Below are 22,902 nucleotides of genomic sequence, written 5' to 3'. Positions count from 1 at the left end.
ATGCACAATACTTTCCGCGCTATCTTGGCAATGACAACGTTCCTGGTAACAGGAGCGTTGTCATCCTGTAATCATACCGATGAGTTGGAGCCGGAATCTCCGGCACCACAGATTGTTTTTCTCTTCTCTCCGGGGGGATTGGGTGACATGAGCTATAATGACCGTATACTTGAGGGTGTTCAGAGATTCAAGATGGAAAACGGAGATATAGACATCTATATCTACTCCCCGGAATCCCTGCAAGAGGCTGAGAAAATTTTTGCGGACTGGCTTGAACGTCCCCAAAGCAGCATACCCGTGCTTTTTGTATTAGGTAGCAGTGATTATGAGCCAATGGCGGAACTTTATCTGGCAGAACACGACTTGACACCCAACAAAAGTATTCTGCTTTTTGAAAGCCGGAAACAGTATAAGGACGAGAACATCCATACCTTCCAGATTTCGATGTTCGGGGCTTCATACCTTGCAGGAGTATGTGCAAGAAAATGTTCTGAGATGACACCTCTGGTGCTGCTTGCCAATAATACCGACAGCCCCATCAACATAGCCAAGGACGGTTTTATTGCAGGCTATGGCAGCGACTGCGATGTGGAGTATCTGGCGGATGATTGGACGGGATATGTGTCGGCTTCGCTCGCTTACCGGAAAATGAGCGATTGGGCGGTTGATTACGACTTCATCTTTCCGGTGGCAGGTGGCTCCAACGCCGGTATATACCGCTACTCCCGTGAATTTGAGGTCTCACCGTACCTTGCAGGTATGGACATCGATCAGTCAAGCCTCTCCAACCGGATTACGGGTTCGGTCATTAAGCATATTGACCAATTGATTTACAGGTATCTGACGGAATGGGTCGTCACAGGGGATATGCCGGAGAACCAACTTTACGGTCTTGAAAGCGGGTATGCCGACTGGCTGGTCGCACCCCGATACGTGAATGATTTCAGCAGCTTAGTCAATGGAATGCGCCCTCAGGCTATGATTTTTGAGAAAGAGTATTATGAAACAAGTGGTTATTAAACTTATTGCACCGCTCCTCTGCCTGATTGGTCTGTGGAGCTGTTCGGACGATGAGCCTTCCCTGTCTCCTGACAACAAGCAGTGGACAGAGAAGGTTGTTGCCGTGGTGCTTCCCATGGAGAAAGGGCTTGATGTGCATTGGAAAAGGACATTGGGAATGTTTACAACCAACTTTGAGCGTGCATTCAAGAACCACGAAGCGGGTATAAGGTTAAAGTTTGAATACTACGATGAGGCAAAGACCGATGTGCGGGAACTTGCCCGGTCGCTGGCATTCAACGACGAGGTGTATGCCGTAATCGGCGGGCTGTATTCTTCCAATGCGGCAATCCTCGCGGCGGAACTGACTATTGTGGGCAAAACATTCTTCACTCTCGCCACCGCCGAACAACTGGTTCGTGCATACGCATCGACAGGCTATCTTTGGGCGATGACCGAGACCGACATTACGCAATGTGAGGTGCTTCTCTCCAAGGTGATTAACTATGAGGGTAAAAGTGTGGCACTTTTGGTCAAGGAGAACGACGGTTACGGACAAACGTTCATTGACTGGTTCGCATTTCAAGCACGCGAACTGGGCTTGGAAAACATGGGATGCTATGCTTACACCTCTGACAATATAGCTGATGTGTCTCGCCAAGCCATGCAGTCAGGTGCAGAGTATGTGATATGTATCCCCTCTGAAATAGAAGAGATGAAGCCGATGCTTGAAGCGCATAAAGCACAAAGTCTGAACGGGCGCAGTGTACCGCGGATGTTGTTTTCGGATACCGCCTACGGTGCGGATGTACTCAAGATTCACGGTGATGCCGCCGAAGGCATAGAGGGAGTCGCATTTGGTGCCGACCCTGAGTCGGGGTTTGACGTAAGTTACAGGACCTTTTTCAATGCTACGCCTACTCTTGGAGAATCTCAGCTCTACGATGCCGCTATGCTCATCGGCTATGCCGCATGGTACCAGCAGTTCAGACCGGAGTTGTCGTTACAGAAATCATTAAGGGCCGTTGTTTCGGGTGAAGGCTTGAACATGGGCAGCTGGACAGGTGAGGATATGGGGCTTGTGGTGGATGCGCTCGCTGCCGGAAAGTCGCCCTATGTCCGTGGAGCGTCAGGACATTTAAGGTTCGATGCCAAGGTGTTTACCAATGTACTTGCCACCACTTACTATAATTTCAAGGTTTACAACGGACAGTACATCATCCTTGACTATAACACCAGCGACGGGGGGAACCGCACGGATGCGACACTTGCCGGTTGGAACTGGAAAGCCTCCCGGATGCAGGATTTCGACAATTCAGGAGAATTCAATTACTCTGCACATACCGGCAACTGGGCACTCCTTGTCGCTTCCTCCAAGGAATGGACCAATTACCGCCATCAGGCAGATGTGCTCGCTATCTATCAGCAGCTCAGACAAGCCGGATATACCGACGACCGTATCATTCTCATTGTCGAGGATGACATAGCCGATAATATATCAAATCCCAACAAGGGAGTCATACAGGTGACTATCGGGGGAAACAATGTATACGAAAATGTAGAGATTGATTATCGTATGTCATCGTTGAATACAAAAGATATACTTGCCATTCTCAGTGGCGAAAAAAGCGAAAAACTGCCCACGGTAATCGAATCTACTGAGAACGACAACCTGTTCGTTTTCTGGAGCGGACACGGTGTGCCGGGGGCCATGTGTTGGGATGAGGAAGCTTACGCCATGACAGGCGATAAACTGTCTTCTGTTTTTGAGGATATGAACCGCAAAAGGCGTTACCGTAAACTTCTCATGATGGTGGAGGCTTGTTTTTCGGGCGGTGTGATGAAGCAGTGCGAGGGCATCCCCGGGATGCTGTTCGTCACTGCGGCCAACGGCGACGAAACATCCAAGGCTGATGTCTTCAATTCAGAGATGAAAGTGTGGATGAGCAACCGTTTCACCTCCACCTTTATCGAACAAATAACCGATAACAAGGAGGTGGCTATGCGCGACCTCTATTACCGGCTGTTCATCAATACTGTCGGAAGCCATGTTATGGTGTATAATGCTGAAAACTATGGCAATCTTTATTCAGCCAATATGTCAGAATTTATAAATTCAATAGTTCGTTAAAAAATAGCCACGCCTAAGCGGCTCTGGCAGTAAATAAAATGAGTTCTTTGAAAAGTTTGTCAATAACTTGCATGTCTGGGTTAATCCCGAACACGCAAATAAATCGTTCAAGCATATAAGCATTGTGTATAAAAGACTTGCAGGAGGATATGGAATAGGTTATTCCGAGCCTCTTACATGCCGCTTTGGCCAAGTTGACAGCAGCAAGCGATGCATTGAAGTGAAAATCCAACTTTCTGAAGTCGGTTGACTGACAGTTGGTGATTCCTGCATGTTGCTTACCATCTCTCAAAATTCCAATTGGAACCTGGTTCTGTAATAATCCAGAACCTCCCGTCCATCCATCGAATCGTCTGTAGAGAAGTAAAGCTGCCACTTGTCTGTCCTCCCGTCCATCGGATACCAGATGGCTAAGGAAACATACCTTTTGAGAGCTTTTGCATATACCCTCAATCCGTATAGCTTTCCTTTGTTCACCTCGTATTCCTTGCACCGGGTCAGATCCAGATTGGCAAAGTCGATTCTTCCGTCAAACCACTTTGGATGGCCACGTTTTCCTGTTTTCTGTTCCAATGTCGGATAGTACAGGATTACGTCATTCCGAAAGCGGCTGATGACATGGAAATCGTTCTCACACATAGGCGTTATGAATGTTTCCTTGGAAAAGAATGCGTCTGCAACCACCGTTCTTGATATGCTCTGTATCTTGTCTTTTCTACTGATAAGATAGCTGCTGTACCAGTCAACGAGGTTCTTGTCCATATTATCCAAGGTTTTACAATCCGGTGTCTGAATGGAACCTAAAGTCATGCATTCATGGTTGTCGATGTCTATGACACCGATGCCCATGATTTCCAATCCACGCTTGTACTCTCCTGCACAACCAGACCAGAAGTAACCTATCCAAGGTGTCTTCTTGCCTGATTTGGAGATATAGGAAGGATCGATGGCGATGGCTTTTCTTTTACCTGTGAGATGCTTGCTGATGATAGAGCCGTTGAACGCAAACCAGTCGAAAGTTTCATGCTCAAAAAGGTTACGGTAGGTCTGTTCCGAAAAACGTCCATACCTACCCAATTGGAGGAAGTTTATACGATCAGGGATGGCCATGAATAATTTCATTGCATCCATGAACGTTTTTTCAAAAGGTTTGTGTATATTCACGACTGATTTGAGAGCCGATAGGCACTCGGATTGGTATTGCATAAGGAGTGTTTCTTTAGTCATAATCAGAAGAGTTGGGAGACTTCTAATTTGCTAAAAATCAACGAATTATGCAATACTTTCCACCTTTATTATCAGCAGGTTAGCACTCTTTTTTCAGTACATTTCTTCATGCTTAACCATTCGTTTTTGACAACATTTCAATGACCTCTTTAGTGTTTTCGAACCAGCTTTTGCCGGTTCTATTGTTTAACTTTTAATTTTTCGGTAAAAATTTACCGAAGTATTGTAAATTTCAAAAACAATAAATCAAAATGAAAAGTTCAATCAAAAAAATGTCAGCACTGCTGACGATGATGGCTGTCGCCATCCTTACTTTCACCTTCACCGCTTGCAGCGATGATGACGATCCTGTGACGGAAGTGACTTACACCTACGGCTTCTCCAGCATGTCGGCCTCACACCCCGACTTTCTCGAAGAGATGGGGAAAATAGAGAACGCCTTCCAGTCAGCCCTCGGTATCACCGGCAAGCTCTTCACCAAGAAAGGTACGATAGAAGAATGTGACAAACAGGTTTACGAGGCTTGCCGGAAAGCATTCGATTCGCTCAAAAGCGAGGCCTGGCAAGGGGATTACACCTTCCAGGTTACGAACGTAGGAACAGGCAAGGTGGTATGCACGGCTACATTCAGTGCCGACAACGAAAACTTTATATAGTTTTATTAGCATGACCTGTTGGCGGAATTAAAATAGCGCATATTTAACTCTGCCAATAGGCTTTTCATTTTTGTAGTTAATATATTGAAGGATTGTAAGTGCGCTAATCTTCCCAATAATCCGGGCAAACAATCCATCTGTATCTTTCGCATAATTCCTTATAATCATAAACTGGTCACACAATTGCGAGAATAGGGTTTCAATTCTTTTTCTCGCTTTGGCAAAAGCTGGGAATGTTGGCTTCCATTCTTTTTGATTACATCTGTATGGTACCTCCAATCTGATATTGGCAGTTTCAAACAAATTCAATTGCACTTGGGCACTTATATATCCTCTGTCCCCTATGACTGTACAATTACTATAATCCACTTTCACATCCTTCAGGTAATGAATGTCATGCACACTTGCCTTAGTGAGGTCAAAGGAATGGATGATACCACTTAACCCGCAGACTGCATGGAGTTTACACCCATAATAATACATGCTTTGTGATGCGCAGTATCCTACCCCAGGTGCTTTTCTAAAATCCTTCTTTCCCATACTGCAACGTTTGGAACGGGCAATACGACATACTTCTATCGGTTTCGAATCAATACAGAAATAGTCTTCACCACCATCCATTTTAGAAACCATTCTTTCTCGGATTGCATTACATAGGGAGGAAGTTATTTTACGCCTGTCATTGTATTGTCGGCGGGAAATAAGGTTGGGTATTTCAACCCTATATTCCTGTAGCTTTGCAAACAACAGCGACTCACTGTCAATACCAACAGCCTCTGATGCCATGTTCAAAGCCACTACTTCAAGGTCTGAGAATTTAGGGACGACTCCTCGTCTTGGTACATTCCCGGATTCATTGACTAAATTGCCGGCAATTTGCTTGCATATGTTCAGTAATTTTGCGAATATTGCATATAAGTTGTGCATACGATATTTGTCTATTAAAAGTTTAGTCACCTTTAATTTACTAAATATCAACAATATGCACAACTTTTTAAACATAAATCTTTTATAATTTATAGGTATAGGCGTTTAGAGCGCACTACATTCACAGCTGATTATCAGTCAGTTTTCTTTTGACAAATCATTCGACGAAGTAGCATATCGAAGATTGTGTCCATATTATTACGGCGGTTGAACCTGAAATGATACTCGTCAAGGTATCCTTGAAGATGCTCTTTGGAGCAATGGTGGTGTATTCCACGCAACCATCCCTTTATGTTCATGATGTGAATATGAATCTGTGGATGCCCTTTGCCCTTATCCGAAGGGCGTTGCTCCAATTTTGGATAATCTTTCTTTAACGGCAGGTAGCCTGACCATTCATCGGTTATGACTTTTGCGTCCTTTGATATGTATCTGTCGAAGAACGGACGAAAAGAACTTGCCGAAGCATCATCTATCACTTGGGCATACGCACGTCCCACGCCGTCTCGGACAATCTCCAACGCGACTATCACAAGCTTCTTTTTGCCTTCCGTGCTTCGTCCAATGATTCCTTCCTCTTCTCCTCCGATATAAAACTCATCGACATGTACCTCTCCTTTAAGAGGATAATTACCGCTGCTCCGCATGGCTTTCTGTATCTTACGCTTGAATTCCCATACGGTTTTCTGACGCATACAATATTCTTCCGCCAGTTCCAAAGAGGACATCCCTTTCTTCTTTGTCGATATTTTGAAGGCTATGTGGAAAGCGTAGACAAGCGGGAATTTTATCTTGTCGAACATGCTTCCGCTGGTAACGCTCTCGTCATACTTACAGCGTGTACAACGGCGAGAATAGGGATATCTGTCATTGCAATAATTGGTATGACCGCATTTCTTGCATTTGAAGCCGTCTGCCCACTTTATCGAGGACAAGTACTCAAGGCATGAGGCATCATCGGTAAAACGACTATAAAATTTGATTGATTCCACTCCTTTGAATTTATCGCGTTGTTCCATGCCTGCAAAAGTAGGCAAAATCCATAAAGTTAGTGCGCACTAAACGCCTATACCTATAATTTAATTCCGCCAACAGGTATGGACTATAAGATAATGCTGACAAACAAGTATTTAAGAGAAATCAATGCAAAAATTCTATCTTTGCAAAAAAAATGAACGATGGCAATGACAAAAGCGATATTGGAAAAATGGATGGTGGCGCAGAAGCGTCACCGCCTTTCGGACAAGCAGGTACAGATGGCCCGTGAACTGGGTCTGAACCCCGACAAGCTCGGCAAGATAGACAACCACAAGCAGGAGGCATGGAAAGCCCCGCTTCCGCAGTTCATTGAAAGTATCTATTTCAAACGATTCAAGCGTGAAAACCCGGAAACGGTCAAGCCCTTAAAGCAGATTATGGCTGAAATGGAGGTCAAGAAGAAGCAACAGAAAGCGAAGAAGGAGGAACGGAGGAAACAGCGTGCCCTCTCTTCCGGTTCTGAGGAATAGGTAATGTATATATGAAAAGAAGCGAAGTGTGAAGGCCGACCGGCTTTCACACTTCGCTTTTCCATTCCAATACAGACAGCCGCTATTTCATCCTTTCATAAAGATTGATGACCGACTTTCCGCTTTCCAACGCCTTGTTCACCGTGTAGAATGTTCCCCCTTTCGGTACAAGATCCCAATAGGCTATGACTGTATCCGCTTTACGCACCATGTATTCATCCCTGCGAAGGTAGCAGCCCTTGTGGTAATTCTCGGAAACCATGACCACCCGGTCCATCCTTTCCAACAGACGGGCATACAACAGCTGGTCTTCCGCTTCAAACCACAAGGGCTGTTTCCGAAAAGGTACTGCCGCTATGAGCTTGATATCTTCGTATCTCTCCCTGACCTGCAAGACCGCCTCCGCAGCAGTCATATCAAATCCGCTGGCCATCCCGGTGTAGTATTCCTTGTATCCCTGCCCGTACAGTTCTGTTACCACTCCGGTCACAGCTTCCCTGATTTGTGCAAGTATCCGGGAATCGTTTCCGGACCCTTGCAGAATACGTTCCTTACGGTGTCCCGTGAAAGCCACTGTCTGATTGTTTCTTGTTTCCATGTTATCTTCTGTTTTTTGTTTTTACATATATCCATTCAAACCGAACGGTATTTTATTTCCTGAAGGCTTTTCCGCCCCGGTCCGGAATCCCGCAAGGCTTGCCGTGAAAAAATACCGCAAGCGCAGCGAGGATGATTATTTCACGGCAACCAGCCCGCAGGGCCGCCTTGCCGGGTTTCCCGGGACACGGGGCTACCTTTGCCGGAAGAAATGAAATGCCGCTTTCTCCTTATCCCTGTTTTTACTGTTTCATATTGCCGGGAAAACCCTTTTTGAATGCTTGAAAACCCCTTGCCGATGTAACGTGACGTCATAAGGTGTCACAAGTCGTACAGTTTGTAAATCAATGGATTAAGCACTATATATTCGCAGTCGAAATCATTTTTGTCTCACCAATTAAAAGTTTCGACACATGAAAAAAAGATTCTTTTTGGCAGCCATGACGCTGCTGGTTTCAATGGGGGCTTTCGCCCAAGGCAACGGTATCGCCGGTATCTCGGAAGCGACCAACATGGTCACTTCGTATTTCGATCCCGGAACCAAGTTGATTTACGCCATCGGCGCCGTTATCGGCCTTATCGGGGGCGTGAAGGTATATTCCAAGTTCTCGTCGGGTGACCCGGACACTTCAAAGACCGCCGCCAGCTGGTTCGGTGCGTGTATCTTCCTGATTGTGGCTGCCACCATCTTACGTTCATTCTTCCTGTAATATGGCGAAGTATCCTGTCAACAAGGGAATCGGTCGCAGCCCGGAGTTCAAGGGACTCAAGAGCCAGTACCTGTTCATCTTTGCCGGAGGGTTGCTCGCCCTGTTCGTGGTGTTCGTCATCATGTACATGGCAGGCATAGGCCAGTGGGTCTGCATCGGTTTCGGGGTCATCTCCGCATTGGTGCTGGTCTGGGCGACCTTCAGCATGAACACGAAATACGGCGAATGGGGGCTTATGAAACTCCATGCGCTGCGCAGCCATCCCCGCTACATCATCAGCCGGAGAAAGTTCCTCCGGTTGTTTTCTTCAACTATTAAAAACAGAAAGGCATGAAAAACGTAATGAAAACAGCCACGCTGGAAAGCAAGTTTCCGTTATTGGCCGTGGAGAACGGCTGCATCATCAGCAAGGATGCGGACATCACCGTGGCATACCGGGTGGAACTGCCGGAACTCTTCACGCTGACACGGGCCGAGTACGAGTCCATGCACTCCACCTGGGCGAAGGCGGTCAAGGTATTGCCGAACTACAGCATCGTGCATAAGCAGGACTTCTTCATCGAAGAGGGTTACAGGCCGGACATCTGCAAGGAAGACCTGAGTTTTCTGAGCCGCAGTTTCGAGCGGCATTTCAACGAACGGCCGTACTTGCAGCACACCTGTTACCTTTTCCTGACGAAGACCACGAAAGAGCACAGCCGGACAACCAGCAGTTTCAACGCGCTTACACGGGGATTCATCATTCCCAAAGAGATGCAGGACAAGGAAACCGTTACCCGTTTTATGGAAAGTTGCGGGCAGTTCGAGCGCATCGTGAACGACAGCGGTCTGATCCGTATCATCCGCCTGACGGATGAGGAAATTATCGGAACCAAGAATTCAGCCGGCATCATAGAGAAATATTTTTCCATGTCCCAGGAAGACACCACCTGCTTGCAGGATCTGTCTCTCGGTGCAGGGGAAATGAAGGTCGGGGACAATTACCTTTGCCTTCATACGCTTTCCGATCCGGAAGACCTGCCGTCAAACGTATCCACCGACTGCCGGTATGAACGGCTTTCGACAGACCGGAGCGACTGCCGCCTGTCCTTTGCCGCACCGATAGGCATCCTGCTCACGTGCAACCATATCGTGAACCAGTACCTCTTCATCGACGATTCGGCGGAGATTCTCAGGAAGTTCGAGCAGACCGCCCGGAACATGCACTCGCTTTCCCGTTACAGCCGTTCCAACCAGATCAACCGCGAATGGATTGAGGAGTATCTGAACGAGGCGCACAGCAAGGGGCTGGTTTCCATCCGTGCGCACTGCAATGTCATGGCATGGAGCGATGACCGGGAAAAGCTCAAGCGCATCAAGAACGATGTGGGCAGCCAACTGGCGTTGATGGAAGCCAAACCGCGCCACAACACGGTGGATGTGCCGACCCTGTTCTGGGCGGCGATACCCGGCAATGCCGGAGATTTCCCGTCCGAGGAGAGTTTCCACACCTTTATCGAGCAGGCCCTGTGCCTGTTCATCGGGGAAACCTCCTACAAGGACTCGCTCTCTCCGTTTGGCATCCGCATGGTGGACCGCCTGACCGGAAAACCCGTCCATCTGGATATTTCCGACCTGCCGATGAAGAACGGCACAATCACCAACCGGAACAAATTCATCCTCGGCCCTTCGGGCAGCGGGAAATCTTTTTTCACCAACCACATGGTACGCCAGTATTACGAGCAGGGTGCGCATGTGCTGTTAGTGGATACCGGAAACTCCTATCAGGGACTGTGCAGCCTTATCCATGCGCGTACACACGGCGAGGACGGGATTTATTTCACTTATGAAGAAAAAGACCCGATAGCTTTCAATCCTTTTTACGTGGAAGACGGGATTTTCGATATCGAGAAGAAAGAATCCGTCAAGACGCTTATCCTTACCCTGTGGAAGCGTGACGACGAGCCGCCGACACGTGCCGAGGAAGTGGCGCTATCCAATGCGGTCAATCTCTTTCTGGAGAAAATCCGCAGGGACAGCAGCATAAAACCCTCCTTCAATACCTTCTATGAATTTATCCGTGACGAGTATCAGGATATCCTGAAAGAGAAGCGAACCCGTGAGAAGGATTTTGATGTATGGGGATTCCTGAATGTGCTGGAACCCTATTACCGTGGCGGTGAATATGACTTCCTGCTCAACTCCGACAAGCAGTTGGACTTGCTGAACAGACGCTTCATCGTTTTTGAGCTGGACAACATTCGCGATAACAAAGTGCTGCTTCCGATTGTCACCATCATCATCATGGAGACTTTTATCACCAAGATGCGCAAGTTGAAAGGTATCCGGAAAATAATCCTTATCGAAGAGTGCTGGAAGGCATTGGCATCCGCCAATATGAGCAATTACATCCGCTATCTTTTCAAGACCGTCAGAAAATTTTTCGGCGAGGCCGTGGTCGTGACCCAGGAAGTGGAGGACATCATTTCTTCTCCGATTGTCAAGGGTACCATCATTAATAATAGTGACTGTAAGATTCTGCTTGACCAGCGCAAGTATATGAACAAGTTCGATGAGATCCAAGCGTTGCTCGGTCTGACCGACAAGGAGCGGGCACAGATACTTTCCATCAATATGGCGAACAATCCGTCCAGAAAGTACAAGGAAGTCTGGATTGGTCTGGGCGGTACGCAGTCGGCGGTCTATGCCACGGAAGTCTCACTTGAGGAGTACATATGCTACACTACTGAAGAAACCGAGAAACTTGAACTTATGCGGCTTACGGAAAGAATCGGTGGCAACATCGAACTTGCCATCAAGCAGTTGGCAGAAAGCAAGCGAAACAAGTGATAGGGATTGAAATCATATGGAAACCGAAAAACAATCATGAATCATGGGAATGGAAGAATGGATAAAAGAACAGCAACGCCGCTATCTGGACGAGCCACGCCTCAAGGAGTTGACGGAAGTGATGAAACAGATAAGAAAGTTCGTCCGGGAAAAGGAGTACCGGAAGCTGACGGAACTGGTCAGGCGGTACAGGAAGTCCGAGGATGTGATTACCCAAGTTGCCTGCCTGTTGTCAAACTCGCACCTGTTCCCGACACCGGAAAAAACGGTGGAAACGGACAGGTCAGAATTGATGACGGCATTGAAAAACACGTATTTCATGGAGAAGAACGGTTGCTGGCTTGCGGATGTCAATCCCGAAAAAGCCGATTCCGTCCACGGAATGCTCGCCATGCACACGTTCATGCGGGATGCTTACTTGAAGGTATATCCTGAAAGCAAGCAGGAACGGCCGTCACCGGAAGAAGTACGGTCATCTGTACGGATTCTGGATTTCCATCGGAAAGAGAGTGACGTGTGGGAACTCTGCAACCTGGCTGTGTATCTTATGCCGCCCTCACGGTATGTGGCACTCAGGTACGGGCTTGCGGATGATTATGACAGGCTTGACAGACTGCACCGTTCCGGACCGGAACCGGCATATGACGAGGGGGTGGCATTGGAAAGCCGCCTGTGCAGGAATGCGGAAAAGGCAGCGGAAAGCATCGGGGATGTCCGTCTGCCGGATTTCTACCTGGAAAAGCTGAATGGGGAACTGGAGAATTTGGGACGGATTGCGGCCTCGCCGGATGCCGTCCACGACATACTGCATATCAGTCCTGACTTTCTCACCAAGTACGGCATAGACAAGAACGCTTCCGCGACGGAACGCTCGTGCCAGGCGGAGAAAGCCTACCGGGAGCTGGACGCCCGTTTCGTCAGAATGACCGGACGCAGGCCGTATGCAGACGAATTCTTCGCATTCCTCAGACACGGGAAAGAAAAAGTGGCAGAGGTAGACCGTCCGAGACCGGTACACAAGCCTATCCTCCGGAACCCGCCGTCCAAAGGACGGAAAATGGGAATCTGACTTTTAACAGAATTATTCACAATTAAAAACAGGAACATCATGAAAAAGAAAATTCTTATGCTGTGCATGGGCTGTTTCCTTGTCAGCCTCACAGCGAAAGCCCAATGGGTAGTGAGCGACCCGGGCAATCTGGCGCAGGGAATCATCAATGCCGCCAAGAACATCGTTCACACGTCCTCCACTGCCACCAATATGGCGAATAGTTTTCAGGAAACCGTGAAAATCTACCGGCAGGGCAAGGAGTATTACGACGGGCTTCGCAAGGTCAAGAACCTTGTCCGGGATGCCCGCAAGGTTCAGCAGACCATCCTGATGGTGGGCGATATCACGGACATCTATGTCACCAGCTTCGAGCGTATGCTCAGCGACCCGTATTTTACGCCGGAAGAACTGAGCGCGATTGCTTTGGGGTACACCAAACTGCTGGAAGAAAGTGCCCATCTGCTGAACGATTTGAAGACGGTGGTCAACGAGAACGGGCTTTCCATGAACGACAAGGAAAGGATGGATATCATCGACCGCTGCTACAACGACATGTTGCAAAACCGCAGTCTGGTACAGTATTACACCAACAAGAACATCGGGGTGTCCTACCTGCGCGCCAAGAAACGGAACGACCTGGACCGCGTGATGGCACTCTACGGCTCACCGAACGAACGTTATTGGTAATTATTCCTAATCCGCTTTCATTATGTTATTGTTGGCTATAGATTTTGACAACCTGCATCAGATTTTACAGAATCTGTATGTGGAAATGATGCCGCTCTGCTCAAAGATGACCGGTGTGGCAAGAGGCCTTGCCGGTTTGGGAGCGCTTTTCTATGTGGCGTATCGTGTATGGCAGGCTCTGGCCCGTGCCGAGCCTGTGGATGTCTTTCCGCTTTTGCGTCCGTTCGCCTTGGGGCTTTGTATCATGTTCTTTCCGACACTCGTTCTGGGTACGCTGAACAGCATCCTCTCGCCCGTCGTGAAAGGGACCCATACCATATTGGAGTCGCAGACCTTTGACATGAACGAGTACAGGGCGCAGAAGGACAAGCTGGAGACTGAGGCGATGAAACGGAATCCCGAGACAGCCTATCTGGTCGACAAGGAGACTTTTGACAACAGGCTGGACGAGCTGGGCGCGTTTGACGCTATAGAAGCCTGCGGAATGTATGTGGACCGTGCCATGTACAACATGAAAAGGGCCGTGCAGAATTTCTTCCGCGAACTGCTGGAACTCCTGTTCAATGCGGCGGCGCTGGTCATCGACACGCTGAGGACATTCTTCCTGATCGTGCTTTCGATACTCGGTCCCGTTTCCTTTGCCATCTCCTGCTGGGACGGTTTCCAGGCTTCTCTCAGCCAGTGGTTCGTCCGCTACATCAGTATCTACCTGTGGCTTCCCGTAAGCGACCTGTTCAGCAGCGTGCTGGCGAGAATCCAGATATTGATGCTGCAGAGGGACATCGAACAGCTTTCCGACCCGGATTTCATCCCCGACAGCTCAAACGGGGTTTACATCACTTTCCTCATTATCGGCATCATCGGGTATTTCACCATCCCGACCGTATCGAACTGGATTGTGCAGGCCGGAGGCGGTGCGGGCAATTATGGAAAGAACGTGAACCAGGCGGCATCCAAGACAGGCTCCGTGGTGGCCGGGACTGCCGGAGCGGCGGTGGGAAACATTGCCGGCAGGCTTATCAAGTAATAACAGTATAAAACATTTACAGAATGGAATTCAAATCATTGAAAAATATCGAGAGCAGCTTCCGACACCTGCGTCTGTTCGGAATCGTCTATCTGTGTGTATGCACCCTGCTTGTGGGATTTTCCGTATGGAAGGCTTACAGTTTCGCGGAAGCGCAACGGGAGAAGATCTATGTGCTGGATGAAGGCAAGTCACTGATGCTGGCCCTTTCACAAGACCTGGAGCAGAACCGCCCGGTGGAAGCAAGGGAGCATGTCAGACGGTTCCACGAACTGTTCTTTACGCTCTCGCCCGACAAGAATGCGATTGAAGGCAATATCCGGAGGGCCATGTTCCTCAGTGACCGTTCCGCCTATGCCCATTATGTGGATCTGGCAGAGCAGGGATATTACAACCGGATAATTTCGGGTAACGTGAACCAGCGTGTAGGGATTGACAGCGTCAAGTGCGATTTCCATACCTATCCGTATGAGGTCGTGACCTACGCGAAACTCTCCATTATCAGGGAGAAGAGCGTGACCGAGCGCAGCCTCGTCACGCGTGGCAGGCTGCTGAACTCCACCCGCAGCGACAATAATCCGCACGGCTTCATCCTCGAAGCCTTCCGTGTGGTGGAGAACAGGGATATAAGAGTGTATGACCGTTAAAATTCAGAATGTATGAAAAAGATGTTTGTAAAAATCAAGGAATCCGTGGAAGAAAAGCTGCGGAAGCTGTGTGCCGGGCTTAGCCCGGAAAAGAGAGTGCCGGCAATTGTCATGCTGGCTGCCCTGTTTGCCATCGGAAATTTCTATATGATTTTCCGTGCCATCCATGACATCGGACGGGAGGATGTACGGCCGGAAATCATAGAGATACCCCCGATAGAAATTCCGGATGTCGTTCCTGCCGATACACTCCCGGATAAAAGGGTGCAGGAAATGGAAGAGTTTTTTAACCGATTCAATCAGAAAGAAAATGAGTAATGACGTCAATAAATTGAAACAGAGGCTGGAAATCAGGAAATACCTGGTTTTTGCCGGGATGTTCCTCCTGTTCCTCGGAGCGATGTGGCTCATTTTCGCACCGTCCGAAGAGGAAAAAAAGAAAGAGGAAAAAAATGCGGGATTCAACACCGAGCTTCCCGATCCGAGGGAAGCGGGCATAGAAGGGGACAAGATTGCCGCCTATGAGCAGGCTGACATGAAACGCAAACAGACGGAAAAACTGCGTACGCTGGAGGATTTCTCCGGGATGGCAGACGGGAACTCCGGGACTGTCGTGGAATTGTCACCGGATGCGGATGCCAAGGATGGCAGTTCTCGTGAAGGTGACAGAAGGAATGAAGCCTGTTCTTCATCCGTCTCCGCCTACAATGACATCAACAGGACGCTCGGCAACTTTTACGAGTCACCGCAGGAAGATCCGGAGAAGGAGGCGTTGAAAGCCGAGGTGGAACAACTCAAGCAGGCGGTCGCCGCACAGAACGCGCAGCCGGGTTACGAGGAGCAGGTAGCTCTCCTGGAAAAATCCTATGAGCTTGCGGCCAGGTATATGCCGGGCAATGGCAGTGTGAATACGGACAGCCGTTCCGATAATGAAAGTCCCGGGCGGAACGGAAAGGCGAAAGCCGTTCCCGTGGGGCTGGTTTCCACACCGGTGGTATCATCGTTGCCGCAGCCTGTCAGTGATTCTATACAGCTTACAGGAATGGCACAACCGGAAAGATTCCACACGCCAATCGGTCATAAAGAAGAGAGAAATGTGAGAAATACCATCCGGGCCTGCATCCACGGGGACCAGACCGTCATCAGCGGTCAGGGAGTGAGGATGAGACTGCTGGAGCCAATGCGTGTAGGGAAGCATATCCTGCCCAAAAACTCCCTGCTTACCGGAGAAGGGCGCATACAGGGTGAAAGGCTTCACGTCAATATCCTTCAGGTGGAATATGGCGGTACCATCATCCCCGTGGAACTTGCCGTGTATGACAATGACGGACAGGGCGGCATCTTCATTCCGGGGTCAATGGAGGCTAACGCCGTCAGGGAGGTTGCCGCCAATCTGGGGCAGAATCTCGGCACGAGCATCTCCATCACCAACCAGTCGGCAGGTGACCAGCTGCTTTCCGAACTCGGAAAGGGTGCCATACAAGGTGTCTCGCAGTACATATCCCGGAAGATGCGTGAAGAGAAGGCGCATCTCAAGTCAGGCTATACCCTGATGCTTTATCAAGACAACGATCAATAACAATCCATTAAAATTCAATCGACATGAAAAAGTTTTTTGTAATGCTTGCCCTTGCATGGGGCACTGTGGGCGCTTTCGCCCAAAATGAAGCCGACAGCGTAGCGGCGGTAAACAATGCCGTCACACTGGCCAAGGAAGTGTATCCTCAAAAAGAGGAGGACGGAGACCTCTATCACGGTCTGACCCGTAAACTCACCTTTGACAGGATGATACCTCCATACGGGCTGGAAGTGACCTATGGAAAGACCACGCACATCATTTTCCCGTCATCGGTGCGTTATGTGGATCTCGGTTCTCCGAACCTCATTGCAGGCAAGGCGGACGGTGCGGAGAATGTCATCCGTGTAAAGACCACCGTGAAGGACTTCCGTGAGGAGACCAACATGTCCGTGATTACCGAAAGCGGAAGTTTTTACACCTTCAATGTGAAGTATGCGGAAGAGCCGCTGCTGCTGAATATCGAGATGAAGGATTTCATTCATGACGGAAGTGAGGTGAACCGCCCCAACAACGCCCTTGACATCTACCTGAAGGAATTGGGCTGTGAATCGCCTAAATTGGTACACCTTATCTCGAAGTCCATCCACAAGGACAACAGACGGCACATCAAGCATATCGGAAGCAAGGCGTTCGGCATCCAGTACCTGCTCCGCGGACTCTATACGCACAACGGCTTGCTTTATTTTCATACACAGATAAAGAACCGGTCCAACGTGCCTTATGAGGTGGATTTCGTGACTTTTAAAATTGTGGACAAGAAGCTGATGAAACGTACCGCCATTCAGGAACAGGTGATATTCCCACTGCGTGCTTACGACTATGTAACGTCCGTCGCGGGGAAAAAGGACGGGCGCACCGTTTTCGTCTTCGACAAATTCACCATCCCCTCGGACAAGGTGCTGATGGTGGAGATGCACGAGAAAGGCGGTGGCAGACACCAGACCTTCACCGTGGAAAGTGAGGACATCGTGAGAGCCGGGGTTATCAACGAACTTAAAGTGAAGTAGCCATGAAGAAGTATCTGTTCCTTTTTGTTACAGCCGTGTCGCTTGCCCTGTTTTCAGGGCGGGCGCACGCCCAGCGGTACCTGCCCGGGATGAAGGGCGTGGAACTGCGCGGAGGATTTGCGAACGGCTCAAAGTCCCCCTTGAATTATTATACCGGATTTGCCGTTTCCGGATACACCCCAAAAGCCAACCGCTGGGTCATAGGCGCCGAGTATCTGATGAAGAATTATGGGTATCGGGATGCGAGCGTACCCCGTGCGCAGTTCACGGCAGAAGGCGGCTATTATTTGAAATTCCTGTCTGATCCGACAAAGACGGTCTTCCTCTCGGTCGGCGGTTCCGCACTGGCCGGCTATGAGACCGTGAACTGGGGCGAGAGGATACTGTATGACGGTTCGAGGCTGCTCGCCAAGGATGCGTTTGTCTATGGCGGCGCGATAACCCTGGAACTTGAGGCATACGTGACAGACCGCATCGTCCTTCTTGCCGCTATCCGGGAACGTGTATTGTGGGGAAGCTCGCTGGACCTGTTCACGACACAATTCGGTCTGGGTGTCAAATTCATAATCCATTAGAACCGTATCGCTTATGACTATAGAAGAGATAAGAGACATTCCAATCGCCGTTTTTCTGGCACGGATGGGATATGAACCGGCAAGAAGACGGGGGGATGAATATTGGTATCTGGCCCCGTACCGGGAGGAGCGCACCGCCTCGTTCCAGTTGAATGTCCGTAAGGATATATGGCATGACTTCGGTACCGGACAGGGAGGCGACATATTCACCCTTGCGGGGGAGTTTATCGGCAGCGGGGATTTCAAGGCGCAGGCCAGGTTCATCACAGGGATATGGGGCGGTCTTGCTCCCGAACACAAGACCGTTTCCCGTTCCGGGGAAAATGACAGGGAAGATTCCCATAGGCAGGAAAGTTTCACGAAGGTACAGTCCGGACCGCTGCACAACAGCGTCCTGCTCCGTTATCTGGCGGAACGTGGCATTAGCGGTGATGTGGCTATGCCGAACTGCAAGGAGATCAGGTACACCTTGCACGGGAAGCGGTATTTCGCCATCGGTTTCAGGAATGTCAGCGGTGGGTACGAGGTGCGCAACCGCTTTTTTAAGGCCAGTCTCTCTCCGAAAGACATTTCGCTGATGGACAACGGTTCGGATACTTGCAATCTCTTCGAGGGGTTTATCGACTGCCTCTCGTGGATGCAACTCGAATTGGGATGTGGCGACGACTATCTCGTACTGAACTCGGTGGCATTGCTGGAACGCTCGTTCCCCGTTCTTGACAGATATGAGAGAGTCAACTGTTACCTGGACCGGGACGAAGCCGGACGGCGCACGCTGGAGGCGCTCCGCAAACGCTATGCGGATAAAATAGTGGACTGTTCCTCTTTGTACAAAGGATACAAGGATCTGAACGAATACCTGCAGAACAAGTTTCTGTAAAAATAGAATTAAGTATAACGTATTAAAATCTGATTGAATATGAATGCATTGAATAAAAAAAGAGAATTGGCCGGAATGATGGCAATCCTGTTCCTGGGTCTGGCGGCTTGTCTGTTGTCCGCCTGCAATGATGAAATGGATGTACAGCAGTCCTATCCGTTCAAGGTGGAGACCCTGCCTGTCCCCACACGTATTGTGAAAGGTGAGACGGTGGAAATACGGTGTGAACTCAAACGTGAAGGACGGTTTTCCGATGCCCGCTACACCATCCGATATTTCCAGCCGGACGGCAAGGGTACACTCCGTATGGATGACGGGATGGTGTTGCTGCCCAATGACCGCTATCCCCTTGACAGGGAGGTGTTCAGGCTATACTACACTTCTGAAAGCGAGAACCAGCAGACGATAGACATCTATTTCGAGGACAACAGCGAACCGGCACAGATTTGCCAATTGACTTTTGATTTCAACAACGAGGCGGAGGACGAGGATTCCGTCGTGACTGCGGATAGCAAGGAATTGCCGGTCACAATTGTCGGACACTAAGCCGGTCCTGCCTATGATGAAGTTAAAAGCAATATGGTTTGCGGTGCTTTCCATCACGGTCTTTTTTCCGGGTATGCCGTCGAGGGCGGAGAATCCGATAAAGGCAAGTCCGGACAGGTTCAGTATTGCGGTCGAGTGTGTCAAGCGATTCGAGGGTTGGCATGGAGAGAAAAAGCATTGGCCTTATGTCGGGTGGGGGCACAAAGTTCTTCCCGGGGAGAGGTTTACCAACAGTATTACAAAAGCACAAGGTGATTCCATTCTGAGAGCAGACCTCCGTAAGTTGTGCCGTATGTTCAGTTATCTGGGACGTGATTCTTTGATCGTTAGTGTTCTTGCGTATAATGTGGGCTGTTCCCGTATCAAAGGGTATGGAAAAATACCCAAGAGCCGGCTGTTGAAAAAACTGGAGTCGGGTGACCGCGATATCTATAAGGAATATGTCTCCTTCAGATGCTACAAGGGGAAAGTGGTTCCGAGCATCGAACGGAGAAGGAAAGTGGAATATATGCTGCTTTTTGAGAAGTAAATGAAAAAGGGAGAATCTTTCAGTTGTTTTCGACTGTCAGGTTCTCCCTTATGCGTATTGTCGGAATCAGGCCATTTGTGCGGCTTGTATGTCAGCTTACCGGAACGGCATCCTGTACTTCAGCTGCTTCCGGCAGATGGGAAAGCAGTAGTTCCGCCATTGCTCCGTTTTGTGGAATCAGTGCCGGGAAGTCCGTTTTTCCGGGCTTGTATATCTCTGTGGCTATATTGTATAGCTCCCAAGCGGTAATCTGCCCTTTGGTCATAGCCAGTTTAAGCACCTCTTCCGTGAATATAGAAATTTGCCCTTGGTTCAGAGGATAGGTTTCCACGGAGGATGACAGATTCCTGTCCGAACTGTCGTGGGAGACGCGCAACGCGGTCAACAGACCTATATACATATAGATTTCCTCCATAGATATAACCCGGCGTTTCAGCCGTTGTATGCGTTCGATGTCCTCGTTCATGTTCACCTCGAAATTGGCAAGCCAGCCGTCCACGGTTTCGAACACCTCTTCCGTCGAGACTTTCTTCTTGCCGTAATTGCAGACACTTCGCTCGGGTGAAAGGATACACTGGTTATGACAGATTAGCACGCAGGGACCTATGGCTGCCTGTATGCCGTCCTGGTGGTAGGCGACGACCAATGTTGTGGTCAGTTCGTCCGTCTCCCAGTCCTTGATCCGGATGGTGGCGAAGATACGGCGCAGGATGTGCGCTTCCACGGCTTTTTCGCCATGTGTCTGTTCCACCTGCGGAAGGATGCTTACTCCCGGCTGCGTCTTGTTCCTGTTCTGGGCCGCGAAGATTTCCTCCACCTCATAGTCGAGATTGTATTTCTCGCAGATGTCCATCATGCGCCGGATGACCTGGTAATGGTAGATACCTTGCACCGGGTTGTTGTAGATGTCGTTTTCCTTGTAGGTACGCTGAAGCGTCTCGAAGTTCATCACTTCAATTCCGTTTTTCTGGAAGTCAAACTGCTGTTGTCTTTCCATTACTGCCAATGTCGTTTCCATAATCTTGAATTTTATGAAGTTAATACTGTCGTTTGCCTCTCATCAGGTGTGTATCTGCCATCCGTGGAACGGTTGTAGTGTTACGGCAAAAGAGCGGTCCGGTATTCCGTGATAGAGCAGACCGCCCACGATGCCTGTCCTTCCGTCGGGATAACATTGTGTAAAGCCGAACGAGTACGGGGCATGGTCATAGTAGAGTGAAATTTCGCTGGGACAGTCAGGATTTTCCTCCCAGCTCTTCAACCGTTCCAGGCATTTCCGGAGTGAGGTGTCACCGATGGATTCGGCATAACGCTTAACATTCTCGAAATGTTCTTCATTCAGGATTTTCATGATTCATTGTATTTTATCTGTTAAACACGTCCGGCTCCGGGAGCCGGTATTTTTATTTCTCGCCTGCCAGACTGTCCCGTGATCGTACCCGCAAGGTTTGGCGAAAGAAAATACCGCAGCCGTCAGGCGAGGATGATTTTCTTTCAGCCAACCCCGCAAGGGGCCTGACCTTGACAGGGTACACCGGACACGGGACTACCTTTGCAGGGTGGGAAATAAAATACACGGTAGTGTGCTTTGCATGGTCTGTGGCGATTCTCTTCCTGATTTGTTCGCCATTGCCGGACAAAAGATGTATTTTTGCAATTCTAATTTCAGTTTTATGGAAAACTATATAAAGAAAGCGGCGGATGCTTTCCTTGTGGAGCGTCCGTACGGTATGCGTGTGGATTACAGGAAGAAAGGATTCGTGCTGTTTAACCGCAACCTCAATGTGTTGGGAAATGCGGAACAGACCCGTCTGGAAGAACTGCCTCTGGAGCGGTTCAATGTGGAGGAGATTCCGTTGGAGGGTGAAGTCGTGGAGGAACACTCAGGATTTACCGATGTATTCTTCTATACCGATCTGACCAATCCCTATGCCGGATATGTGCTGAATTTGCAAAAGCTTAAAGCCTATAACCGGTTGATGTTTCCGCTGGCAATGGCGCTGAACCGTGAATTGTGAGGCCGGAAGCCGGTAGCGGTAACAGCTGCATGGAGCAGACCTTTACCGCCCCGGATTTAATTATTTGCCCTCTTTTTCTGTAATGAACGCCAGATAGGCGGACACGGCCTTATGGCATCCGGTAAAGTCCGGAGTCCGGCAGCCCTTGATTTTCCGGAAACTGACGGTGCCGTTCCTGTCAATGCCCCTCACATGCCTGTTGAATGTCCCTTTGGTTCTGATATGGATGTCAAAACCGTCCCTTCCGGTGATTTCAAGGAACATTTCTCCCGTAATCCGTTCCCCGTCCAGGAATTTCCGTTTCTGTTCATTGAGTAGCCACTGATGTTGCTCTTCCTGCACTCTGCGCTCTTCCGCCTCTTTCTCCTTCTGCTCCCTGCGTTTCTGCTCCTGTATTCTTTTATACTCCTCACGGGCTTGCACCAGGGAAGTGGTGTCAAGTCCGAGAGCCTCGAACACGCGGACGGAGATCAAATTGACGAAGGCTCCTCTTTCCGCACTTTGAAGCGTATCCGCAATCCAGTTCCTGCAATAGGTGGCGGCTTCCTCTCTGCAATCTTCTCCCTTGAGAAACCGGCGTGAATACTGCCCGCTGGAAAAATAAACGTTTTCAATCCGGCAGACCACATGGAAACAGTCATCGTCTTCATTCCCGTCTTCGTTCTTTCTTGACAGGGAGAGATATACATTCTTCGCATACGGCTCCAGTTCCATATAAGAAGCCACGACGGTATTCCCGTCAGACTTGTACTTGAACACTTTTGCTTTCATT

Annotated in this window: 26 protein-coding genes; 19 read left to right on the top strand and 7 right to left on the bottom strand. The window is 49.2% G+C overall.

The genetic code is table 11. From position 1 onward, the window contains the following. On the top strand, positions 1 to 1,020 hold the full coding sequence (locus F1644_RS01915; RefSeq protein WP_005832166.1) for a BMP family ABC transporter substrate-binding protein: 1,020 nt from the start codon (positions 1 to 3) through the stop codon (positions 1,018 to 1,020). Then, positions 1,001 to 3,130: a C13 family peptidase gene (locus tag F1644_RS01910; RefSeq protein WP_168044305.1), complete on the top strand. Its 2,130-nt coding sequence runs from the start codon at positions 1,001 to 1,003 to the stop codon at positions 3,128 to 3,130. The genes F1644_RS01915 and F1644_RS01910 overlap by 20 nt, the downstream gene beginning before the upstream one ends. A 288-nt stretch (positions 3,131 to 3,418) precedes the next feature. Here F1644_RS01910 and F1644_RS01905 read toward each other — a convergent pair whose 3' ends face one another. Further along, positions 3,419 to 4,357, bottom strand: coding sequence for a hypothetical protein (locus F1644_RS01905; RefSeq protein WP_117589814.1), 939 nt, complete (start codon positions 4,355 to 4,357; stop codon positions 3,419 to 3,421). A 251-nt stretch (positions 4,358 to 4,608) separates the two neighbouring features. On the opposite strand from F1644_RS01905, the gene F1644_RS01900 reads away from it, so the two are divergent. Then, positions 4,609 to 5,013, top strand: a complete 405-nt coding sequence (locus F1644_RS01900; RefSeq protein ID WP_009017593.1) for a hypothetical protein — start codon at positions 4,609 to 4,611, stop codon at positions 5,011 to 5,013. Positions 5,014 to 5,040: 27 nt separating this feature from the next. Here F1644_RS01900 and F1644_RS01895 read toward each other — a convergent pair whose 3' ends face one another. Next, positions 5,041 to 6,015: an IS982-like element ISPrsp2 family transposase gene (locus F1644_RS01895; protein ID WP_168044303.1), complete on the bottom strand. Its 975-nt coding sequence runs from the start codon at positions 6,013 to 6,015 to the stop codon at positions 5,041 to 5,043. Positions 6,016 to 6,074: 59 nt separating this feature from the next. Beyond that, positions 6,075 to 6,959, bottom strand: coding sequence for an IS1595-like element ISPrsp1 family transposase (locus tag F1644_RS01890; protein WP_009017594.1), 885 nt, complete (start codon positions 6,957 to 6,959; stop codon positions 6,075 to 6,077). A 159-nt stretch (positions 6,960 to 7,118) separates the two neighbouring features. Between F1644_RS01890 and F1644_RS01885 the strand changes: the two genes are divergently transcribed. After that, positions 7,119 to 7,448 carry a hypothetical protein gene (locus F1644_RS01885; RefSeq protein ID WP_034522578.1) on the top strand — a complete coding sequence of 110 codons (330 nt, stop codon included), beginning with the start codon at positions 7,119 to 7,121 and terminating at the stop codon, positions 7,446 to 7,448. Positions 7,449 to 7,530: 82 nt separating this feature from the next. Here F1644_RS01885 and F1644_RS01880 read toward each other — a convergent pair whose 3' ends face one another. After that, positions 7,531 to 8,046 carry an SLOG family protein gene (locus F1644_RS01880; RefSeq protein WP_005832151.1) on the bottom strand — a complete coding sequence of 172 codons (516 nt, stop codon included), beginning with the start codon at positions 8,044 to 8,046 and terminating at the stop codon, positions 7,531 to 7,533. Positions 8,047 to 8,458: 412 nt separating this feature from the next. On the opposite strand from F1644_RS01880, the gene F1644_RS01875 reads away from it, so the two are divergent. Genes F1644_RS01875 through F1644_RS01810 form a run of 14 tightly spaced genes read left to right on the top strand, consistent with a single transcriptional unit; the run spans position 8,459 to position 20,112 of the window. Continuing rightward, positions 8,459 to 8,755, top strand: coding sequence for a DUF4134 domain-containing protein (locus tag F1644_RS01875; RefSeq protein ID WP_005832149.1), 297 nt, complete (start codon positions 8,459 to 8,461; stop codon positions 8,753 to 8,755). Position 8,756: 1 nt separating this feature from the next. After that, positions 8,757 to 9,089 carry a DUF4133 domain-containing protein gene (locus F1644_RS01870; protein ID WP_005832146.1) on the top strand — a complete coding sequence of 111 codons (333 nt, stop codon included), beginning with the start codon at positions 8,757 to 8,759 and terminating at the stop codon, positions 9,087 to 9,089. After that, the gene (locus F1644_RS01865; protein WP_005832144.1) at positions 9,086 to 11,584 is read left to right on the top strand and encodes a TraG family conjugative transposon ATPase; all 2,499 of its coding nucleotides are present in this window, start codon (positions 9,086 to 9,088) and stop codon (positions 11,582 to 11,584) included. The genes F1644_RS01870 and F1644_RS01865 overlap by 4 nt, the downstream gene beginning before the upstream one ends. Before the next feature lie 43 nt (positions 11,585 to 11,627). Continuing rightward, complete coding sequence (locus tag F1644_RS01860) at positions 11,628 to 12,653, top strand: hypothetical protein (protein ID WP_117589903.1); 1,026 nt, start codon at positions 11,628 to 11,630, stop codon at positions 12,651 to 12,653. A gap of 39 nt (positions 12,654 to 12,692) precedes the next feature. Further along, positions 12,693 to 13,322, top strand: coding sequence for a DUF4141 domain-containing protein (locus tag F1644_RS01855; protein ID WP_005832139.1), 630 nt, complete (start codon positions 12,693 to 12,695; stop codon positions 13,320 to 13,322). 22 nt (positions 13,323 to 13,344) lie between these two features. Further along, on the top strand, positions 13,345 to 14,349 hold the full coding sequence (gene traJ, locus F1644_RS01850; RefSeq protein WP_005832138.1) for a conjugative transposon protein TraJ: 1,005 nt from the start codon (positions 13,345 to 13,347) through the stop codon (positions 14,347 to 14,349). 23 nt (positions 14,350 to 14,372) lie between these two features. Further along, on the top strand, positions 14,373 to 14,996 hold the full coding sequence (traK, locus tag F1644_RS01845) for a conjugative transposon protein TraK (protein ID WP_005832135.1): 624 nt from the start codon (positions 14,373 to 14,375) through the stop codon (positions 14,994 to 14,996). A 12-nt stretch (positions 14,997 to 15,008) separates the two neighbouring features. Then, entirely contained in the window at positions 15,009 to 15,314 is a 306-nt protein-coding gene (locus F1644_RS01840) for a TraL conjugative transposon family protein (RefSeq protein WP_008777483.1), read from the top strand. Beyond that, positions 15,307 to 16,575: a conjugative transposon protein TraM gene (gene traM, locus F1644_RS01835; protein WP_005832131.1), complete on the top strand. Its 1,269-nt coding sequence runs from the start codon at positions 15,307 to 15,309 to the stop codon at positions 16,573 to 16,575. Before F1644_RS01840 ends, traM begins: the two co-directional genes overlap by 8 nt. Positions 16,576 to 16,598: 23 nt before the next feature. Then, the gene (gene traN, locus F1644_RS01830; protein WP_005832129.1) at positions 16,599 to 17,582 is read left to right on the top strand and encodes a conjugative transposon protein TraN; all 984 of its coding nucleotides are present in this window, start codon (positions 16,599 to 16,601) and stop codon (positions 17,580 to 17,582) included. A 2-nt stretch (positions 17,583 to 17,584) separates the two neighbouring features. Beyond that, positions 17,585 to 18,157, top strand: a complete 573-nt coding sequence (locus tag F1644_RS01825; protein WP_005832127.1) for a conjugal transfer protein TraO — start codon at positions 17,585 to 17,587, stop codon at positions 18,155 to 18,157. A gap of 13 nt (positions 18,158 to 18,170) precedes the next feature. Further along, entirely contained in the window at positions 18,171 to 19,037 is an 867-nt protein-coding gene (locus F1644_RS01820; protein ID WP_005832125.1) for a toprim domain-containing protein, read from the top strand. 39 nt (positions 19,038 to 19,076) lie between these two features. Then, entirely contained in the window at positions 19,077 to 19,583 is a 507-nt protein-coding gene (locus tag F1644_RS01815) for a DUF3872 domain-containing protein (RefSeq protein WP_005832123.1), read from the top strand. Between the two features lie 13 nt (positions 19,584 to 19,596). Next, positions 19,597 to 20,112 (top strand): glycoside hydrolase family protein, encoded by a 516-nt coding sequence (locus F1644_RS01810; protein WP_005832121.1) that lies wholly within the window; start codon positions 19,597 to 19,599, stop codon positions 20,110 to 20,112. Positions 20,113 to 20,203: 91 nt separating this feature from the next. Here F1644_RS01810 and F1644_RS01805 read toward each other — a convergent pair whose 3' ends face one another. Then, positions 20,204 to 21,130 (bottom strand): hypothetical protein, encoded by a 927-nt coding sequence (locus F1644_RS01805; RefSeq protein WP_005832118.1) that lies wholly within the window; start codon positions 21,128 to 21,130, stop codon positions 20,204 to 20,206. Between the two features lie 42 nt (positions 21,131 to 21,172). After that, entirely contained in the window at positions 21,173 to 21,463 is a 291-nt protein-coding gene (locus F1644_RS01800; RefSeq protein WP_168044301.1) for a DUF4120 family protein, read from the bottom strand. Positions 21,464 to 21,785: 322 nt separating this feature from the next. On the opposite strand from F1644_RS01800, the gene F1644_RS01795 reads away from it, so the two are divergent. Beyond that, positions 21,786 to 22,130 (top strand): hypothetical protein, encoded by a 345-nt coding sequence (locus tag F1644_RS01795; protein ID WP_008777488.1) that lies wholly within the window; start codon positions 21,786 to 21,788, stop codon positions 22,128 to 22,130. A gap of 60 nt (positions 22,131 to 22,190) precedes the next feature. Here the strand turns inward: F1644_RS01795 and F1644_RS01790 are convergent, their stop codons facing one another. Beyond that, on the bottom strand, positions 22,191 to 22,901 hold the full coding sequence (locus F1644_RS01790) for a hypothetical protein (protein ID WP_168044298.1): 711 nt from the start codon (positions 22,899 to 22,901) through the stop codon (positions 22,191 to 22,193). Between the last annotated feature and the right edge of the window lies 1 nt (position 22,902).

The sequence above is a fragment of the Butyricimonas paravirosa genome, from assembly GCF_032878955.1.
GTDB lineage: Bacteria > Bacteroidota > Bacteroidia > Bacteroidales > Marinifilaceae > Butyricimonas > Butyricimonas paravirosa.
This window is presented reverse-complemented; position numbering and strand designations above follow the sequence as displayed.

What these genes read in the sequence shown, in the direction of transcription:
- F1644_RS01840 (WP_008777483.1), top strand. Translation starts at nt 15,009, where the DNA reads ATGAAAAAGATGTTTGTAAAAATCAAGGAATCCGTGGAAGAAAAGCTG.
- traM (WP_005832131.1), top strand. Translation starts at nt 15,307, where the DNA reads ATGAGTAATGACGTCAATAAATTGAAACAGAGGCTGGAAATCAGGAAA.
- F1644_RS01875 (WP_005832149.1), top strand. Translation starts at nt 8,459, where the DNA reads ATGAAAAAAAGATTCTTTTTGGCAGCCATGACGCTGCTGGTTTCAATG.
- F1644_RS01865 (WP_005832144.1), top strand. Translation starts at nt 9,086, where the DNA reads ATGAAAAACGTAATGAAAACAGCCACGCTGGAAAGCAAGTTTCCGTTA.
- F1644_RS01900 (WP_009017593.1), top strand. Translation starts at nt 4,609, where the DNA reads ATGAAAAGTTCAATCAAAAAAATGTCAGCACTGCTGACGATGATGGCT.
- F1644_RS01855 (WP_005832139.1), top strand. Translation starts at nt 12,693, where the DNA reads ATGAAAAAGAAAATTCTTATGCTGTGCATGGGCTGTTTCCTTGTCAGC.
- F1644_RS01790 (WP_168044298.1), bottom strand. Translation starts at nt 22,901, where the DNA reads ATGAAAGCAAAAGTGTTCAAGTACAAGTCTGACGGGAATACCGTCGTG.
- F1644_RS01860 (WP_117589903.1), top strand. Translation starts at nt 11,628, where the DNA reads ATGGGAATGGAAGAATGGATAAAAGAACAGCAACGCCGCTATCTGGAC.
- F1644_RS01895 (WP_168044303.1), bottom strand. Translation starts at nt 6,015, where the DNA reads ATGTTTAAAAAGTTGTGCATATTGTTGATATTTAGTAAATTAAAGGTG.
- F1644_RS01885 (WP_034522578.1), top strand. Translation starts at nt 7,119, where the DNA reads ATGGCAATGACAAAAGCGATATTGGAAAAATGGATGGTGGCGCAGAAG.
- F1644_RS01800 (WP_168044301.1), bottom strand. Translation starts at nt 21,463, where the DNA reads ATGAAAATCCTGAATGAAGAACATTTCGAGAATGTTAAGCGTTATGCC.
- F1644_RS01910 (WP_168044305.1), top strand. Translation starts at nt 1,001, where the DNA reads ATGAAACAAGTGGTTATTAAACTTATTGCACCGCTCCTCTGCCTGATT.
- F1644_RS01880 (WP_005832151.1), bottom strand. Translation starts at nt 8,046, where the DNA reads ATGGAAACAAGAAACAATCAGACAGTGGCTTTCACGGGACACCGTAAG.
- F1644_RS01905 (WP_117589814.1), bottom strand. Translation starts at nt 4,357, where the DNA reads ATGACTAAAGAAACACTCCTTATGCAATACCAATCCGAGTGCCTATCG.
- F1644_RS01890 (WP_009017594.1), bottom strand. Translation starts at nt 6,959, where the DNA reads ATGGAACAACGCGATAAATTCAAAGGAGTGGAATCAATCAAATTTTAT.
- F1644_RS01810 (WP_005832121.1), top strand. Translation starts at nt 19,597, where the DNA reads ATGATGAAGTTAAAAGCAATATGGTTTGCGGTGCTTTCCATCACGGTC.
- F1644_RS01915 (WP_005832166.1), top strand. Translation starts at nt 1, where the DNA reads ATGCACAATACTTTCCGCGCTATCTTGGCAATGACAACGTTCCTGGTA.
- traN (WP_005832129.1), top strand. Translation starts at nt 16,599, where the DNA reads ATGAAAAAGTTTTTTGTAATGCTTGCCCTTGCATGGGGCACTGTGGGC.
- F1644_RS01820 (WP_005832125.1), top strand. Translation starts at nt 18,171, where the DNA reads ATGACTATAGAAGAGATAAGAGACATTCCAATCGCCGTTTTTCTGGCA.
- F1644_RS01825 (WP_005832127.1), top strand. Translation starts at nt 17,585, where the DNA reads ATGAAGAAGTATCTGTTCCTTTTTGTTACAGCCGTGTCGCTTGCCCTG.
- traK (WP_005832135.1), top strand. Translation starts at nt 14,373, where the DNA reads ATGGAATTCAAATCATTGAAAAATATCGAGAGCAGCTTCCGACACCTG.
- F1644_RS01795 (WP_008777488.1), top strand. Translation starts at nt 21,786, where the DNA reads ATGGAAAACTATATAAAGAAAGCGGCGGATGCTTTCCTTGTGGAGCGT.
- F1644_RS01870 (WP_005832146.1), top strand. Translation starts at nt 8,757, where the DNA reads ATGGCGAAGTATCCTGTCAACAAGGGAATCGGTCGCAGCCCGGAGTTC.
- traJ (WP_005832138.1), top strand. Translation starts at nt 13,345, where the DNA reads ATGTTATTGTTGGCTATAGATTTTGACAACCTGCATCAGATTTTACAG.
- F1644_RS01805 (WP_005832118.1), bottom strand. Translation starts at nt 21,130, where the DNA reads ATGGAAACGACATTGGCAGTAATGGAAAGACAACAGCAGTTTGACTTC.
- F1644_RS01815 (WP_005832123.1), top strand. Translation starts at nt 19,077, where the DNA reads ATGAATGCATTGAATAAAAAAAGAGAATTGGCCGGAATGATGGCAATC.